Below are 17,985 nucleotides of genomic sequence, written 5' to 3' on the forward strand. Positions count from 1 at the left end.
TCACCTGCTTTCGCCAGGTTGTTCTTAGTAGTAAGGTCTCCAAACTTATGCAGATTATTCCGGTATGTGGCATGACGCTTAACCATCGCCTATGTGGCCCAATGTATGTGGTTTTCCACATACCACAGTACAACACAAACAGGCGGTGATGGGATGATATCCCATACACCGCCTGTTTGTGTTATTAACGAATCTTGCTGGGTGTAACTTTACTTAATGGACAAAGGTACTTCCTCCACACCCCGGACAATCATGCCGGGTCTCCACTTCAATTCACTCCATTCCCCTCGAAGTTTTAGATTTGGATAACGCTGAAGCAGTGATAGAATGGCGATCTCACCCTCCAATCGAGCCAGTGGAGCACCAAGACAATGATGGATGCCTTGACCGAAAGCGAGGTGAGGGCTTTTTTCTCTCGTTATGTCAAAAAGATCGGGATCTTTAAACTGGCTTTCATCACGATTGGCGGAGTTCAGGGCCACCACGACGAGTTCACCTTTGTGAATGGTTTGACCGTTTAGTTCAATGTCTTCGCTTGCCCAGCGTGAGGTGCTGAACTCGACCGGTCCGTTATAACGGAGCATTTCCTCAATAGTATTGTGAATTAGAGACGGATTCTCCATAAGCAGAGAAAGCTGATCACGGTGACTCAGCAGAGCGAGCAGGCCATTGCCGATCAGGTTCACGGTGGTTTCATGCCCTGCAATGATCATGAGCGTTACTACACCGTATAGTTCCTGTTCACTCAGCCGGTCGCCTTGTTCCTCGGACTGAACCAGCTGACTGATCATGTCATCACCCGGGTGTTCCCGAACGTTGGCAAACCATTCTTTTAAATACTGAATGAACTCCTGCATATGCTGTCCCACACTGGCATCGCTCTCCTGATTGGAGGCACCAATGATGGAGTTGGACCAGATGCGGAACTTATCCCGGTCCTCTAAGGGCACGCCCAGCATTTCGCTTATGACAATAATCGGAAGCGGGAAAGCATAATCATCAATCAAATTCATTTCTTCTCTGCCTGAAGTCTGGTCCAGCAGCTCATCGGCAATGGCTTGAATGCGACTTCGCATGCCGGCAATCTTATGGGGTGTGAAGCTTTTTTGAACCAGACCGCGAAGTCTTTTATGATCAGGAGGATCCGAGAACAGCATATTGCTTGTAAATACACTTCCGGTATCGCTGCCATAAACCTTTTTCATATCTTTGATGAAGACAGGGTTTTTCAGAACGGTTAATCCGTCCTCATAGCGGGTAACCAGCCAGCCGTTCTGACCATCTGGGAAACGCAGTTTCACCACAGGTTCGGATTCCCTTAATGATGTATAAGCAGGATAGGGATTTTCGGTAAATGGCTTTGAGAATAAGGTGTTCTTAGCAGCTTCTTCAGAATTATGCATGATGTACTCCTCTCTTGAAACTGATTGAGTATCTCCTCCATTATAAAAGATGGAAGTTAGTAAACCAAATTTTACTAAATCTTTGTGATGTATTTCACATTATAGTCTTCATTTGTGATATAGTATTTGTATCCAATGAGAGAGAGGATGATCTGTATGATCCAAGCCAAAGCGTTCCGGTGGAGTCATCCGGCTTCAAAGTGGTTGTCGGCTTTCGTCTCACCTCTGGCCATGTCATTGTTTATGACGATTCAGAATGTTGTTACCGTGCATGACCGGATGCCGAACACGTATTATTATTCTTTTGGTTATTCGTTTGTTATCGGCTTTCTGATCATTCTGACGGTTTCTTTATTCCTCATCCTGCCTTTATCATTTCTTGCGGACGGAATCGTTCAATGGATTATTAATCAAATTAGAAATTTCGGGATATGGACAGGGGTTATCACTTCAATGCTGATCTATATTTTGGTTTGTGGGATTGGTGGTCAGCTTGTCGGAATGACGTTCCGCAGCCTGTATCTTTTTCCTCAAGCGGCCTTGGCGGCTCTGATCTTCTGGCTCTTTCAGACCGGATTCTCGGTAGTGATCTACTTGCAGCGCAAAGAATACAAACTTTAAGCAACATCCTGGGATAAATCACGTCTGTTATGTTAGCTGATTTACGAAAGGATGGAGAATATGAGAAGATGGTTAGCCGGATTCATGTTCATGTGCATACTAAGTGTGAGCATGGCTGGATGGACCTCAGCGGCTGATCTGGCTTCAGAGCCTCAGTTTGAGGACTTAAAGCTGGAAAGGGCGTTAAAAGCGATTATGCAAAAAAGTGAAGAGGAGTCCATTTCGATACAGGATATGGAGGCTTTAGAGGTAGTAGAGCTTCGTGATCTAGGGATTACAGATTTGAGCGGCCTGGAGTATGGGACCAACATCAAGATCCTGGACCTTAACCGTAATAAAATATCAGATCTCCAGCCTTTGCGGGGATTGACTAACATTCAGGAACTGCATCTTTCTCACAATACGGTAACAGATCTTCAAAATCTGTCAGAGATGAAAAACTTGAAATCCCTGGATATTTCAAATAATCAGATCACGTCGATCGATGTACTGAGACATTTTCCGCTGCTGAACACCTTCACAGCAGATCAAAATCAAATTTCTGATATTTCTATATTAAGCAAAATGGTTAATCTGGATTTTTTGAGATTGAGCGCCAACCAGATTGAACGGCTGCAGCCTTTAAGCAAGCTGAATGCACTTAGAAGCCTGGACTTAAGCTTTAATAAAATCAAGGATGTTTCTCCTTTAAAAGACTTAACCGGTTTAACAGGACTCGGATTAGGCGGAAATCAGATTTCAGATTTAGGGCCGCTGGCCGGCATGACAGTACTTGGAACACTCGGCGCTGCGAATAATCAGATCAAAGATATTAAGCCGCTTGCCAAGATGACGAAATTATACCAGTTGAATCTTGCATCCAATCAAATTTATGATCTCGAACCATTAAGAAATCTGAATAAACTGAGTTATCTTTACTTAAACCGAAACCGGATCTGGGATTTGTCACCGATTGAACACATGAAGCCGGATTTTCATTATGACACAGGAGCTCCCCGTTACGGACTGCAGCTGGACCACAATGTTCTGGACCTCAAGCAGGGTACAAAGTCGAACCGCCTGTTTACAGCTCTAAATGCGGATCCTTACGGCAGACTGCATCAAGGTCAATATCAGCGTCTGGTAATCGGAAGCAAAACCGCATATGCAGGTGAATCCTCTTTTACATTACTAGAAGCACCCTATATTCATTCCAGTCGTACATATGTACCGATCCGGTTCATTTCCGAACAGCAGGGCGCTGCTGTGAAATGGAGTAAAGGACAACAAGCCGTTACGATTACAAAAGACGGCAAAATAATACAATGGACCGTTGGTAACCATCAGGTTAGAGTAAATGATAAAGTCATCAAGTACGATGCACCGCTGATGCTGAAAAAGGGGACGACGTTTGTCCCGGTACGCTTTGTATCTGAGCAGCTAAATGCTTCAGTTGAGTATATGAGCAGCAAAAAATCGGTTCTTATTTTTCCATAGTTGCGAGACGCGAAAGCCGCTGTGACTTGATCTCTTCAAGGGCAGCGGCTTATCTCACTTTATACATATCATGACAAATATTTCATCAAAAAACGTTGATTTAACAATTTAGACAAGAACTTTTTACCAACTTGTGCGTTTAATACTATGATCATGCTGGAAAAATAATACGAGATATAGAAGGAGTTTGAGAATGAAGCTGAAGAAATTAAGTATTCTGGCTCTGCTTGTTGTCGTTCAAGCAGCTGCTGTTATGCCGGCAGGGGCAGAACCGGTAAGTGCAGAAACTACACAAGGAACGGTGACCCAGGAAGTATATGATGCAAATACACTGCAGGAAGAAACAGATGGCAGCGAACCCGTGGTGGACGGATCCGTGGAGGGCGAAGTGATTGAGGAGCCGGATCAGCCAGGAACTGAAGTGCCCAATCCTCCCGTTGTAATAGATCCTGAACCAGCTGTACCTGTGAACATCAACGAACTCATTTTTTATTTTAACAGTACCAAGCTGGAGCAGGGAGGTCAGGTGTTTGAGGCACCACAACCAATGCAGGTTAAAAAGGGTGTCTCTTATGTACCGATTCGTACGCTCGTAGACCGGGTTGGTTTTAAAGTGAAGTATGAGGCAAAGACCAAAGAAACGGTCATCACCAAAGGTGATACAGAGTTAAGGTTTAAAACAGACAGTGCCAATTATCTGGTGAACGGTGTTTCGAAGCCGATGAAGGGAGCATCGTATCAAACCCAAAACACATTCATGGTTCCTTTAACTTCAATTACCCAGGCTCTGGACATCAAATACAAAGTGGATAATGTAGGCAAGCGAGTGATTATGAATCTGGAGCTCAAACCAACCGCGAAGTTTACCGTTGAACCGAAAGAGATTTATGCCGGTGAGACACTAGTTACTTATAAAACGGAAGTGAATTCGCCGCTTGGACTGCCGATTATCAATGAACGCTGGGAAGGCAGAGAGGAAATTTTTGCCACACCTGGAGCGTATGTAGTCAGTTATGCCGTTCAAGACGAATCGGGGACCTGGAGTGATCCGTACCAGCAGACCATCCAAGTTATTCAGCCGAATCAGCCTCCGGTCGCTGCATTCACTACCGATAAAAGCGAATATAAAATGGGCGAGTGGATTACATACAGTGATCAAAGTTATGATGATGTGGAGATCAAATCCCACCAATGGGAAAATAATGCCTATGCATTCTTCACACCAGGACCTAAAACTATTCAGCTGACGGTGACAGATAATAAAGGATTGACTTCAACCGTCTCGCATACGATCAATATTACAGATGAAATTCTGTATGCGGAAGATGACTTTAATAAGCTGTTTATCCCGGCAGGTGAAAAGTTCTCGTTTAACGGATCTGAAGTAACGTCACGTCCAAAAGTCAGTTACACTTATCAGGATGAGACAAGCACACTGATCCGCAGCAATAGTCCGGAAACCGTGAACACCCTCGGCAATGTGTACCGGGAAACGGCTTATGGAGATATGCGTTTCATGATTCATCACGTGAATAATGTGAATAAAAACGTCAAGATGTATGTCATTGCAACGAACAATAATGCCTTTCCGGCAGTAGTAAGAACAGATCATCTGGGGTTTGCTGGTCCGACCTATATTGCTACCGCAGCTGGTAAGAAATCTGTACTGAATTACTTCGAATCCATGCAGGATGGCTCCAAGCAATCGAGTATTACACTGGCTCCGGGAGAGAGTCAGCTTGTAATGACAGAACTGAGCAAGACGAGAATGAAGCAAGGGGATGTAATTTCTTTGTTCTCGGATATGTACAGCGATCTGCCTATCCAGTTTGATGTGATTATGATAGATGAAAAGGCAGATCCGCTGAAAGTGTGGAAAGACCTGCCGCTGCTGGACAAGGACGGCGTTCATAACCGGGGAACCTACCCGAATTCTACACGGATGATCCAATATTCTGATCTCGTCGGAAATGTCTCACAGCGCCTTCTGCTTGGAGATAATGGAGATGATCCGAACCTTATCGGAACTGATCCGATGTATGGAAGTGAGACGGACAATGCAGGTAATTTCGGTGTGCTGTACAAAATCAGATTGGATCGTGTTGCACCGAATACCCTGATTTCATTTAATCCTCGTGGCGGCAAATATTCCGGTTACGCGATGGTGAACGGAGCTATTACCGCGATTTACTCCAAAGGTCAGGTTAGTGCGCCGGACGAGCAGGCTGTTCTTTACCGGACTGGAGAATATGAACAGAGAGTGGAAATTATTCTGACTGCAGCACCGGGAAGCAACCTGCCGGTTAACCTGCTGTTCACACAAATGCCTGCAAAATAATCAGCTGAACGCAAACAGGCCCTTACAAGGGCCTGTTTTTTTGTGCGAAACAGCAGGTTGCAACAACGATATGACGATGTAAACACCAACTGATGAAAAATACAACATATGAAAAATTCACAATAATAAAACATAAAATTGGAATAAGGTCCAAGCATCAACAATCTTTCGTCATCGAATCACTTAAACTATGCAGCAGGAAACGGCAGCACGCCCATGTTGTCCAATAGGCGTGCTGCAAGGGTTAGCTTTCTAAATAACGGTACAACGTGGATTTACTGATGCCGGTCGTTTCTTTTATATCTGCCAGTGAATACTGTTTGCTCTGGTACATTTCAATGGCACGGCGAACATTTTCATCCGGTTTTCTCGGCCGGCCGGGCAGGTTACCCTTTTCTTTGGCATGCATTAAGCCTTGCAGCGTGGTCTCGCGAATGGAGTCACTTTGGAATTCCGCCAGACTTCCCACAATCTTCTGGAATGAATATGCTGCCGCAGAATCAGTACGAATGCCTTCCTGAAGGGAAATCAGTATGGCATGTTTTTGTTCAAGCTGTTCCAGCAGATCAACCAAATGACGCGTGGTGTCTGCCCAAGCGAACAGCTTGGTAACAACAAGGTGATCTCCTTGTTGAAGGTTGTCCATTAACTGATAAAGCTCCGATCTCCTTTTGGGGGAACAATGAGGCTCCTGGATGATCTCATCGCAAGGAAATTTCTTGAGCATTTCTTGCTGGTCCTCACATTGTGAATCTTCCTGATAAGGTCGCATATATCCAATAATCATGTACAGGCTCCTATCCGCTATACTGGCTTATAAAATATCAGTCCCAAAAAGGTTCCATTTCGGCACTAATGATGATAGACTGTATTTATTATACAGGCTAGATCATCTGCAGCCAAATAAACAATGGGGTGGAAGTACAAGTGTCAGAGAGACTTAGAACAGAATGGTTTGGAAATGTAAAAGGAGATATTTTATCAGGTATTGTTGTTGCACTGGCTCTCATTCCTGAAGCAATAGCCTTTTCGATCATCGCAGGCGTGGATCCGATGGTTGGACTTTACGCCAGCTTTTGTATCGCCATCATTATATCATTTGTCGGCGGCCGGCCGGCGATGATCTCGGCAGCAACTGGAGCCATGGCCCTCGTAATGGTTCCGCTCGTGAAGGAGTATGGACTGAATTATCTTCTTGCTGCAACGATACTGACAGGCATTATTCAAATGATACTCGGCTATTTTAAAGTCGCCAGGCTTATGAGATTTATACCCAGGGCGGTCATGATCGGGTTTGTTAACGCTCTGGCCATACTGATCTTTATGGCACAGGTACCTCATTTCTGGGGAATTTCAACGATGACTTATGTTTTTGTCGCACTGACTTTACTAATCGTCTATACAGTGCCAAGGTTTTTCAAGGCAATTCCTGCGCCACTGATAGCCATTGTGGTTCTCTCAACAGCTGCTATTCTTATGGACGTGAATTTGGGCACAGTGGGGCAGCTGGGTAATATTACACAAACACTGCCTTCATTCTTCATTCCTGATGTTCCATTTAATCTGGAAACACTACAAATTATACTGCCTTACTCGATTGCTTTGGCTATTGTTGGCCTGCTGGAATCGCTCCTCACTGCGCAGATTGTCGATGACATGACAGATACGGGAAGCAACAAAAATCGTGAAGCAAGGGGTCAGGGAATTGCAAACTTTGTCACCGGTTTTTTTGGCGGTATGGCTGGCTGCGCAATGATTGGACAATCTGTAATTAATGTTAAATCGGGAGGCCGGGGAAGATTATCGACATTCGTCGCGGGCGGGTTTCTCATTATACTCATCCTTGTTCTCGGGGAGTTAGTCGTTCAGATTCCTATGCCCGTGCTCGCGGGTATTATGATTATGGTATGTATCGGCACCTTTGACTGGTCTTCCTTCAAATATGTTGTAAAAGCACCTCGAGGGGATGCAGCAGTAATGCTCGTAACGGTTATTATTGTGGTCGCTACACATGATTTGTCTAAAGGGGTCATAGCCGGAGTCCTCTTAAGTGCAATATTGTTTGCAGCCAAGATTTCGAAAATTAAGGTAACCGAGTCCAAAGACAAGGGGAAAACTACATTTGATGTAGAAGGACAGCTGTTTTTTGCATCCGTGGACAGTTTTGTGCATAAATTTGATGTTTCTGTTCGTGACCAGCAGATCGTGATTGATTTCTCCAACGCTCATGTCTGGGATGATTCAGCGGTCGGCGCGATTGACAAGGTCGTTATGAAATACAGAGAAAACCGAAATCATGTAACTATAACCGGTTTAAATTCTGCCAGCAAAAATATCATCGAAAAGCTGGCGGTTTATCATGATGCGAATGGAAAAATCTCTACCCATTAAATGAGGTTAGGAGTGACTGACATGTATCAACACATTTTATTAGCAGCTGACGGTTCACAGAATTCGCTGAGGGCAGCGAAAGAGACAATCAAGCTGGCAGCGGCTTTTCCGCAATGTACCGTTGAGGTGGTCATGGTCGCTGATTACGATAAATCCAGATATGATATTCTTCATGCAGTGAGCAGCAGCGAATTGGAATTAAAACGCCGGAAGATACTGGCTCCTGTTGAAGAGCTTCTTCAAACCAATAACATTTCCTATCGTGTCAAAATACTGCACGGCGAACCAGGACCTGCTATTGTAGACTATGCAAATCAAGAGAAGGTAGAGCTGTTGGTGATCGGCAGCCGAGGATTAAATGCACTTCAGGAGATGGTCCTGGGCAGCGTCAGCCATAAAGTCGTCAAAAGAGCACAATGTCCGGTGATGATCGTTAAATAAGATAACAAAACCTTTGTTATGACACCGAAAGTCATGACAAAGGTTTTTGTTTTTTTCTTGTACAATTAATCACAAAGATTTAAACTGTTTAAGTTGTCGGAATATTTTGGAGAAGTGAAGGGAGAGTTTTATCATTCGATGGCTTCATTCGTTAAGTGCTAAGTTTATTATTATTATGGCAGTTGTACTGTTTATTGTTATGTTTTTCTTTGGCTACCGTCAGTGGCAGCAGATGGAGAGTGATGTCGAAGAACAGCTGCTGGAAAAGGGCAGTGCTTTGGTCATCTCGTTATCAAAATCTTTGCAAGCTATAACCGAAGATGATATTCGTCAAGGGGTTACGCTAAGCAGCGGAGAACAAATCACAGGAGCTGAACTTAAGGAGCGGCTGTTTAATGACCAGCTGACGGTTATTCCTGAGAGTGAAGAATCTGCACGGAAAAGGTTAGAGGCAAATCCTGAAGCAATGGAGAAACCTCAGAAGTTGTTCAATGGCGATGAGATTCCGTTGTGGCAGTATGAATTAAAGTACAGCAGTGCGTATGATCTGTATACCGACGACAAATGGCAGTCCGTGATCGACAGCTTCCTTGTGGACAGCAGTGTTGTATTCGCAATCCCGGCAGCCTATTCTGAGAATCCCTTGTTTGCAGGTTATATTGCTACACACAATACCACCTATTCACCCACAGACGAAGGATCGAAAGATGATTGGGGAGACACGGGCCTGCTCAGTCAGAAGTACCGTGCGAACCGGGTATTCAATGACCTAACCGGTTACCAGGCAGCAGCTTATCAGGATACGTCCAAGGTGAATTTGCAGAAGTATCCAAGAGTCATTGGTGGAGTAACTGTAGAAACGTGGGATATCTCATATCCTTTGATGATCGATGGACAGCATTGGGGTGGTGTACGTGTCGCTCTTTCCAAAGAAAAGTCGGACCAGATAGTCGCTGTGCAAAAACAAACTGTTCTCATTCAGTACTGCGTTCTCTTTGTGACAGTGCTTTTGGCAATATACATATTAAACCGCTTAATCGTAGGATCAAAGCTAAGACAGGTTTTAAAAGCAGCCAGAAATCTGAATTCGGGACAAGCGGATATGACCTCCCGTATCCCGGTTAAAGGTAAGGATGAGCTTGCCGAATTGTCCGGCGAAGTCAACTTTTTTATTGAGAAGCTGGAAAATCTGCTTGGCAAGGTCAGAAATTACTCGGGGAAACTTACCTTAAGTTCTGATCAACTGGCGAGTTCAGCTGAATATACTCGTTCAATAACTTCACAAATGACGCAATCGCTGGATCACACGGTTCAAGGAACAGAAGTTCAATCCCAGGCCATCCGCGAAAGCTCGGCAGCTATGGATGAACTGGCTGGTGGAGTAAGGAGAGTGGCAGAATTTGCAGGTTCGGTTAGTCACTCCTCCAGTGTGATGAATCAAGGGGCGGAGCACGGTCATCAGTCCATGAAGCGAACTGTGGAGCAGATGAATATGGTGACCCAGGCTACTGATGCTGTTGAACAAGCGATTCATCAGTTAAGCAGACATTCCGAGCGCATCGGTGAAATAGCGGCATCTGTTACTGCCATGTCTTCACAAACGCATTTGCTTGCACTGAATGCAGCTATCGAAGCTGCACAAGCGGGAGAGCATGGGAGGGGATTTTCAGTTATTGCTTCTGAGATACGCAAGCTGTCAGAGGAGTCCAGAGCATCCTCAGAGCAAATTTCGGATCTGATCATGCGGATCCAGGAGTCAAACAATAACGCGGTCCGTTCCATTCAGGAAGGCTCGCATGAGGTTAGCCGCGGCATTGAACGTATGACGGAGACAAATACCATCTTTGAAGAACTTCTTGCTTCAGCCCGTTCCATTGACAATCAAATGTCCGAAATTTCCCTGGCTGCAGAACAAATGTCGGCCGGAACGCAGGAAATCAGTGCTTCACTGGAGGAAGTATCACAGATCGCTCAAGGATCTGCGGCCAGTTCCGCCGAAATGGCACAGGGAGCATCCCGACAGGCGGAGGCGATTGAGCAGACAGCCGATCTGGCCGTACGTCTCAAGCACATTGCAAACGAATTGGAGCGAAATACCTCCCAATTTATTTTGAAACAGGATAAATAAAACGAAACATCTCATTGATCAAAGCAAAAAGACATGGTGGTATCAGGGAGAGAGTCCCCGGCACCGCCATGTCTTTGTTATTGTAGATGGCCGTCATCAAAAGCGTTACATAAAGTCGAAAAAATAGCGTGTTACATGTAAAAAGACAGGAGACGTATACGCAAGGCTGTCAATACGGCTGATGTAGCTTTTTTTCAAGGATTCAAATTTGTCGTCATCCCCAATTAATAAATCCCGCTTCAAAACAGATACAGTCAGGCTTCCGAAAAATCCGCTGAGGCTGATCAGCATGCCTGAGATGACGCCGAATGTTGGTTCAAATGGAGTAAGAAACGGCGTAATGAAAAAGGCGGCAGCCGCAGACACGGCGAAGGAACAAGCAAATCCCTCCCAGGTCAGATACGGATTCGCTGTCGGCACGATCTTTTTCCTGCCAAAGTATATCGAGGCTAAATAGTGAACAACATCGTTCAACTGTGTCATGATGACGAGAAAGAGCACCAGTCCTGCACCAAACTCAGGTGTGGCGACTTGAAAGTACGCCATATGGCTGAGCCCGAACACCATCAGCATTAAACCCCACTGCGTCGAGCTCACACTTCTCAAGAATCCGACCGTGCCCTTATTGATCAACCGGGGGATCGGAAGGAATAAAAACACATACACAGGAATGAACACGATGAACATCCCATACCATCCAATATAGATCCAGTAGTACTGCACGGGGATCGACAGATAAGCCCACAGAAAAATTCTTCGGTCAGCCCTGCGGGTACGAATCATCGAGAAGTATTCCTTCAGCGCAAAAAAAGAAAGTGTCATCAATGAGAGCAGAGATACGATTGGATTTAACAACGCTGCAAGACAGAATACGAAAAACATTCCCCACCAGGTGTTAATCCGGTGACCGATTGGAGAGTAGTCGTGATTCGGCTGGATTTTGTCCAAAATCATAAATGCGATATGTATGACCGATAGGGCCGCTAAAATAACAATCAACGTGTACATCGAACTGTTCAACACCATCACCAACTTGTCGTCTATTGAATTTCAAAAATAAAAGGATCCTATGTTATTATGAAGGAATAGCTGCCAATTGATAAGGGGAAATTTTGAAATGGCTTCAGACCAATATGTTTATATTCTTTTGACCAATACGGGGACACTGTTCACGCAGCTGATCCAAACCTATACCCGAGCTCCATATAACCATGCTTCCATTTCATTTAATAGAGAACTGTCGGATATGTACAGCTTTGGAAGGAAGCATCCCAGCAACCCGCTTCATGGCGGATTCGTGAAGGAGGATATCCAGACAGGAACCTTCAGCAAATATCCGAATACGACGTGTGTGATTTATGAACTGCAGGTGACATCACGCGAAAAGGAAAAAATGAAACGGGTGCTTCATATCTTTATTCGCAGCCAGAGAAAATATCTCTATAACATACTAGGCATCATCGGCATTGCTTTGAAAGAGCCGGTGGAATTCAGCAATTCCTATTTTTGCTCCCAGTTTGTGGCTGAAATCCTGCAGCGTTCAGGGATTAAGCTCTGGGATAAGCTGCCCGCATTGGTGACTCCGGATGATTTCCGGCAGTGTGACAAGCTGAAGCTGCTTTATGAGGGCAGACTGAGTGAGTATAGACCCGAGAATTGTTAAATATTTCTTGTCAGATTATGAGTCCTTGGGTATGATCATATACAGTTCTATATAGGAGGGTCATAACACCTTGAAAAAGCTTGGTATGATATTGTTATCTACTGTATTCCTGACTGGATTGTCTGTACATGCTGGTATTACCGAAGTCGACGCGAAATCCGTTATAAAGTATAAGAACTGCACAGAGTTAAATAAGGATTATAAAGGCGGCGTAGCCAAAAGTGCAGGCATTAAGAACAAAGGCGGCAAAACAAAGTACAAGCCCTTTGTGTCTGCAGCACTGTATGAGGCCAACAAAGGTAAAGACCGTGATAAAGATGGTATAGCGTGCGAGAAATAAAAGATTAAATTGAATAAAAGCTGTGCAGGTCGAGATATCCAGGAAGGGATGCGGACCTGTGCGGCTTTTTTGTGTACCTATGTTATAATAACCGCAATTTCATATCGTCGGAAGAACACTCGACACCGCAGCCACACAGAAAGGAGGAGTCAAGGATGAACAAAGTGCTTGTCGTAGATGATGAACGCATTGTCCGAATCGGGTTCAAGACCATCATTGACTGGAACCGGCACGGCTATCACTTGGTAGGAACGGCCAAAAACGGCATACATGCGCTGGAAATGGTTCAAGAGCTGGATCCTGATATTGTAGTCACCGACCTCAAAATGCCTCAAATGGATGGCTTGGAGCTGATTCGTCAGCTGGATCTCCGGCGTTATAAAGGAAAAGTAATTGCCCTGAGCAACCATGCCGAATTTGATCTGATCCGGGAAGCAATGGTGCTTGGAGCGAGTGATTATATTCTGAAAGTTACGCTCAATCCAGAGGACCTTATCACTGTACTGAACAAAGTAATGGACCGCATCTGGGACGAGAAAAAACAAACAGAGCAAAACATTCGCCAGGAGATCTCCCTGCACGAGCGGCGCGCAATAATGAAAACCAACTATTTCAAAGAACTTCTGCTGAATCCGGAAATTACGAAGCAGGCAGCCTTCCGAGAAGCGGAAGATTTAAAGATTGAAGCAGCACATTCTCCATCCTTTGTCATATATATGGTCATCGATCCTGATGTCTCTGCCAGTTCTACTGCCGCTGAATCAGAACTGAAGCTGCAGTCGCTGAATATTAAGAATATTGCCATTGAGCTGCTGGGAGAACGTAAACATACCGAAGTGATCGAATTGTCGCATATACAATGGCTGATTGTTATACCTGTTATTGTTGGGCAGAATGACAGTGAGAGGCTAAAGCTAGCGTCTCTGCTGACGAATAATGTACGGCTGTTTACCGGGTTAAAATCATGCGCGGTGACCAGCAGGGTGATCCCGGATTTCAGCAGTTTACGAGAAGCATATCAGACATGTCTGCGGACAGCAGAATTAAGCTTCTATCAGGGGTATGAGTTTGTGCTTGAAGGAAATGACCGGATATTTATAGCCAGCGATTTTACAGTTGAAAAAAATATGTTTGAATCTTATCTGCAATCACCGGATGCCGGATTATTGACCGCTCACATCACCGAGATATGCAGGGAGGCAGCAGAGCGGCATATCCAGGTACAGGATGTGAAGCAGTTTGCCTGCTGGACGATTAGTACACTGCAGTCAGGGTTATTTCCCGATGTGACAGATCATGCGGATGCCGACGCGATGATTGTAAATCTGAATGAAGCCGATCATGTGCACAAGCTGAAATTTAGCTGGGTTCAAGCCGTGCAGCAGCTGCTTCAATGGAGCCGCGAGCATTACCAGGGTTCAAGCCGGAAGGAGGTGCGGGATGTGATTCAATATATGGCCGCGCACCTTCAGGACAAGATTACGCTGGAGGACATCTCAAGAGTTGCCGCTCTGAATGAAAGCTATGTCTGCCGCCTGTTCAAACAGGAGACCGGCAAAAATATATTCGAATACCTCAATGAGCTTCGGATTGAAGAGGCCAAGAAACTGATCACATCAACAGAGCTCACGATCAAGGAAATTTCATTACAAGTAGGAATCAGCAACCCGTTTTATTTCAGCCGCCTGTTTAAGAAATGGGTAGGACAAAGCCCTAACCAATATAAAGGCTCCTGTCATACGTAATACATATCTCGTTTTCGCTATTCTATAAGTGTCCGGGACAACGGCAGTGTAATCAGCGCCTTCGTCCCGATACCTTCCTCGCTCTCCAGATGTAATCCGTATCCCTCTCCAAAATGAAGAACAATCCGTTCCTTTACATTATGAATACCGATATTCGCCAGCCTGCCTTCTGATTGATAGGAAGGCTGCTGCAAGCGCTGCAGCTGGTCTTTGCTCATTCCCGCTCCGTTATCGTTGATGACAATTTCAATTTTCCCTCCAGTCTGCCGTGCAGTAATTGCAAGGTGACCGCCGTCTTCAATATCCTCAAACCCGTGAATAATGCTGTTCTCGACAATCGGCTGCAGCAGAAATTTCAGCACCTGATAGTTCTGCAGATCCGGTTCGATATCATAGCTGACGTCAAACACGGATCCATATTTAATGGTCTGGATTGTGATGTAGTTCTTCAGATTCTCAATCTCATCATGGAGGGTTACAAACTCCGATTTGTCTACAATCGTATTGCGCAGCAGCTCTGCAAGTGCACTCAGGCCCCGGCTGACTCCTTCACCTGTCCGGCTCATCATGGCTGCCCATTTCAGTGAATTCAGCGTATTAAACAGAAAATGCGGATTGATCTGAGCCTGCAGCATCTGAAGCTCCGTCTCACGCTTCGCTTTTTCCTCCTGCTCGGTTTGTATCAGCAGCTTCTGGATTTGGTGCACCATCTCATTAAAACGCTGCTGAATATACCCGAATTCATCCCGGCTGTCATCCTTCGTTTTCACATACAGCTCACCCTCCTGAATTCTTCGCATAGATGAAATTAAACGCTGCAGCGGTCTTAATATACTGGATGACAAGTAGTATGAGGCATAAATGGCAAGTAAGAGAACGATCAGGCAGGCCAGTAATATATCAAGCCGGATTTCATCGGTCTCATTATTGAGATAGGAATACGGAATCAAGCTGATCACATACCAGTCGGAAAAAATATCGAACGCGGAGGCGACTAAATAACGAGCTGAATCCAGATTTACCGAATGCACGATACCAGGCTCCCTGGAGCTGTTAATCGCCTCCGTCATAAACCGGTTGTCCGGGACTGTATGCCCAACTGAAAGCAGAGGACTTCCACTGGATAGTATTCGGCCGGACGAGCTCATGATCATGGTCACCGATCCATCTCCCAAATCCAGATCCTGATACAGCTTTTCAGAATACATGGACTCGTCGATCAAAATATGCAGATACCCCAGGCGGTTGGACCACTCGGAAGCCGAGTTTACTGGCCGAGAGAGAATGATGCAGGGAACTCCTTTTTTGGTAACGGCATGGCCGAGAATGTAACCACCATTACCGTTGCTGTTGATGATCGCGTTCTGAGCCTCTAAATAAACAGGATCAACCGCATCATACCCGAGATCAAATACAGAAATGCCGCTTTCCGTTGTTAAAATAACATTTTTCATATGACTCAGCATTTCATGCTGTTCACGGAGTATAGCGTCGATCTTGATCGCAATGCTCCTTCTGGCACTGTCATCATATAACAGAAAATCCTTCATGGCGGTTTGAATGACCGGATTCAAAGACAGTTGTTCTGACAATAGGACGAACTTCTGGTTCTCAGCTCGAATTTTATCTTTAAGAAGATTCATCATTTGGGAAGAGTATGTATTCATTTTTGTAAACAAGGCGTCTCCGGATTTGGAACTGGAGTAGAAGCCAATCGTGATCAGCGGAAATAAGGCGAGAATGAGGAAGGAATACAGGAGCCTGTGTCTGATCTTGATATTACGGATCCATCTGCTGAAAGCGCCAAAACGTCTGCTCATCTGGATTTCCCCCGATCTGTTCTGTCGATGTTTCTCCAAGTATAGCAAATGTCAAAATCCTGCAAAGAGGTAAAACAAATTATCAATAGAGGATATGGATATGTAAATCAGGTTCATGTTCACTCCCGGTGAGGTACCCTATAATGTGAGGAAGACAATTTCATTAGATGAGGTGGTATGTTAAATGAAAGGGCTTGCAGGCAAACAAGGAAGAGCTTCATGGATGCTGTGGATTCTCATACTGACACTCATGTTGGCAGGCTGCTCAGGCGGCAGCAGCGATCCCGGCACAAACGGAGACGCACAGGAACCAGGTGAAAATTCAGGAAGTACTGGAACTCCGGGAGACAAAACATTCGATAATAAAGAGCTGAACATTGCCGTCTTTGAAGGGGGCTATGGCAACGAGTATTGGAAAGCGGTTGCAGAGAAGTTCGAAGCTGATTATCCCGGTGTGAAGATCAATATGACCTCCAACCCGAAGATCATGGATATCATCAAGCCGCAGCTCGTCGCCGGCAATCCTCCGGATTTTATTTACGTCAGTCCGGATGAGAACACAGGCACGATCAAATCGCTTGTCAAGGAAGGCGCGCTGCTGGAGCTGAATGATGTGTTTGAAGGCAAAGCGCTTGATACGGATGCACCGTTAAAGGATAAGATTACGGACGGCCTGCTGGAATACATGGAGCCGAACCGTGACGGCAAAATCTATTACGCACCCAACTATATGTCAGTACTCGGACTTTGGTATAACAAGAATCTGTTTGAAACAAAAGGCTGGGAAGCCCCAAAAACATGGGATGATTTCTTTGCTTTAGGGGAAACGGCGAAAAGTGATGGCAGATCGCTGTACACCTATCAGGGCATCTATCCAAGCTACAATGAAAGCGTCTTCTGGCCTGCTGTCGCAGCAGCTGGCGGTACAGAGGCAATGGAGCAGGCACTGTCCTATCAGGAAGGCGGCTTTACCCAGGAGCCAGTTAAACAGGTAATGGGAGTATTTGAACGAATAGCCCGGGAAGATCATCTGATGAGAGGCACGGTTGCCCTGAACCATACCCAGGCACAGACAGAATTTCTGAAGGGCAACGCCCTGTTCATTCCGAATGGCAGCTGGTTTGAAAGCGAGATGAAGGATGCGCCGAGAGAAGACGGGTTTGAATTCGGATTCCTGGGTGTGCCGGTATTTAATGAAGGAGACCAGCCTTACGTACTTTCCAGCTTTGAAGCGATGTATATCCCGAAAAAAGCTAAAAATCCGGAGCTCGCCAAAGAGTTTCTGCGCTATCAATACAATGATGACATCGTGAAGCTGAACGCTGAAAAATCCAAAGGGGTTGTGGCGGTAAAAGGTGCCGTCGAGCTTGCCAAAGATTACATTCCAGAATCTGCTTACAATGCGTTTAAGGTCTATGATGAAGGCACCATGCCGCTGATGGTTCAGTGGACACAGACGCCGAAGTCAGAAGTCATTATTAATGACGAACTGTTTAACCCCTTGAGTGACGTCATGAACAAAAAAATGAGTGCCGACCAATGGGGAGATAAGGTGGAACAGGCTTCAGGCAAGCTGAGAAATTTATTAAATCCATAAGCATACAGCAGAACCATTTCTG

14 protein-coding genes are annotated in these 17,985 nt (G+C 45.2%); 10 read left to right on the forward strand and 4 right to left on the reverse strand.

The features are described 5' to 3' along the window. Positions 1-209: 209 nt before the first annotated feature. Positions 210-1,403, reverse strand: coding sequence for a cytochrome P450 family protein (locus HII30_RS18975; protein ID WP_169506619.1), 1,194 nt, complete (start codon positions 1,401-1,403; stop codon positions 210-212). A gap of 156 nt (positions 1,404-1,559) precedes the next feature. On the opposite strand from HII30_RS18975, the gene HII30_RS18980 reads away from it, so the two are divergent. The 3 genes from HII30_RS18980 (at position 1,560) to HII30_RS18990 (ending at position 5,838) form a co-directional block, all read left to right on the forward strand. Further along, entirely contained in the window at positions 1,560-2,024 is a 465-nt protein-coding gene (locus HII30_RS18980; protein WP_169506620.1) for a hypothetical protein, read from the forward strand. Positions 2,025-2,084: 60 nt separating this feature from the next. Beyond that, on the forward strand, positions 2,085-3,500 hold the full coding sequence (locus tag HII30_RS18985; RefSeq protein ID WP_169506621.1) for a leucine-rich repeat domain-containing protein: 1,416 nt from the start codon (positions 2,085-2,087) through the stop codon (positions 3,498-3,500). Positions 3,501-3,693: 193 nt separating this feature from the next. Beyond that, entirely contained in the window at positions 3,694-5,838 is a 2,145-nt protein-coding gene (locus tag HII30_RS18990; RefSeq protein WP_169506622.1) for a stalk domain-containing protein, read from the forward strand. Positions 5,839-6,082: 244 nt separating this feature from the next. Here HII30_RS18990 and HII30_RS18995 read toward each other — a convergent pair whose 3' ends face one another. Further along, positions 6,083-6,625 carry a recombinase family protein gene (locus HII30_RS18995; protein WP_169506623.1) on the reverse strand — a complete coding sequence of 181 codons (543 nt, stop codon included), beginning with the start codon at positions 6,623-6,625 and terminating at the stop codon, positions 6,083-6,085. Positions 6,626-6,765: 140 nt separating this feature from the next. Between HII30_RS18995 and HII30_RS19000 the strand changes: the two genes are divergently transcribed. From HII30_RS19000 to HII30_RS19010, 3 genes are all read left to right on the forward strand, one after another. After that, positions 6,766-8,229 (forward strand): SulP family inorganic anion transporter, encoded by a 1,464-nt coding sequence (locus HII30_RS19000; RefSeq protein WP_169506624.1) that lies wholly within the window; start codon positions 6,766-6,768, stop codon positions 8,227-8,229. 21 nt (positions 8,230-8,250) lie between these two features. Further along, on the forward strand, positions 8,251-8,670 hold the full coding sequence (locus tag HII30_RS19005; RefSeq protein ID WP_169506625.1) for a universal stress protein: 420 nt from the start codon (positions 8,251-8,253) through the stop codon (positions 8,668-8,670). 175 nt (positions 8,671-8,845) lie between these two features. Next, the gene (locus HII30_RS19010) at positions 8,846-10,798 is read left to right on the forward strand and encodes a methyl-accepting chemotaxis protein (protein ID WP_169506626.1); all 1,953 of its coding nucleotides are present in this window, start codon (positions 8,846-8,848) and stop codon (positions 10,796-10,798) included. A gap of 105 nt (positions 10,799-10,903) precedes the next feature. Here the strand turns inward: HII30_RS19010 and HII30_RS19015 are convergent, their stop codons facing one another. Then, positions 10,904-11,818 (reverse strand): phosphatidate cytidylyltransferase, encoded by a 915-nt coding sequence (locus tag HII30_RS19015; RefSeq protein WP_169506627.1) that lies wholly within the window; start codon positions 11,816-11,818, stop codon positions 10,904-10,906. Between the two features lie 97 nt (positions 11,819-11,915). Between HII30_RS19015 and HII30_RS19020 the strand changes: the two genes are divergently transcribed. The 3 genes from HII30_RS19020 (at position 11,916) to HII30_RS19030 (ending at position 14,546) form a co-directional block, all read left to right on the forward strand. Next, on the forward strand, positions 11,916-12,461 hold the full coding sequence (locus tag HII30_RS19020; protein ID WP_169506628.1) for a C40 family peptidase: 546 nt from the start codon (positions 11,916-11,918) through the stop codon (positions 12,459-12,461). Between the two features lie 70 nt (positions 12,462-12,531). Then, entirely contained in the window at positions 12,532-12,801 is a 270-nt protein-coding gene (locus HII30_RS19025; protein WP_425496009.1) for an excalibur calcium-binding domain-containing protein, read from the forward strand. A 155-nt stretch (positions 12,802-12,956) separates the two neighbouring features. After that, complete coding sequence (locus HII30_RS19030; protein ID WP_169506629.1) at positions 12,957-14,546, forward strand: response regulator transcription factor; 1,590 nt, start codon at positions 12,957-12,959, stop codon at positions 14,544-14,546. Between the two features lie 17 nt (positions 14,547-14,563). On the opposite strand, the gene HII30_RS19035 is transcribed toward HII30_RS19030, so the two are convergent. Next, the gene (locus HII30_RS19035) at positions 14,564-16,366 is read right to left on the reverse strand and encodes a cache domain-containing sensor histidine kinase (protein WP_169506630.1); all 1,803 of its coding nucleotides are present in this window, start codon (positions 16,364-16,366) and stop codon (positions 14,564-14,566) included. Between the two features lie 184 nt (positions 16,367-16,550). Between HII30_RS19035 and HII30_RS19040 the strand changes: the two genes are divergently transcribed. Next, positions 16,551-17,963 carry a carbohydrate ABC transporter substrate-binding protein gene (locus HII30_RS19040; protein ID WP_246246716.1) on the forward strand — a complete coding sequence of 471 codons (1,413 nt, stop codon included), beginning with the start codon at positions 16,551-16,553 and terminating at the stop codon, positions 17,961-17,963. Positions 17,964-17,985: the final 22 nt, after the last annotated feature.

Origin of the sequence: Paenibacillus lemnae (genome assembly GCF_012933385.1) — a bacterium.
Lineage (GTDB): Bacteria > Bacillota > Bacilli > Paenibacillales > Paenibacillaceae > Paenibacillus_AQ > Paenibacillus_AQ lemnae.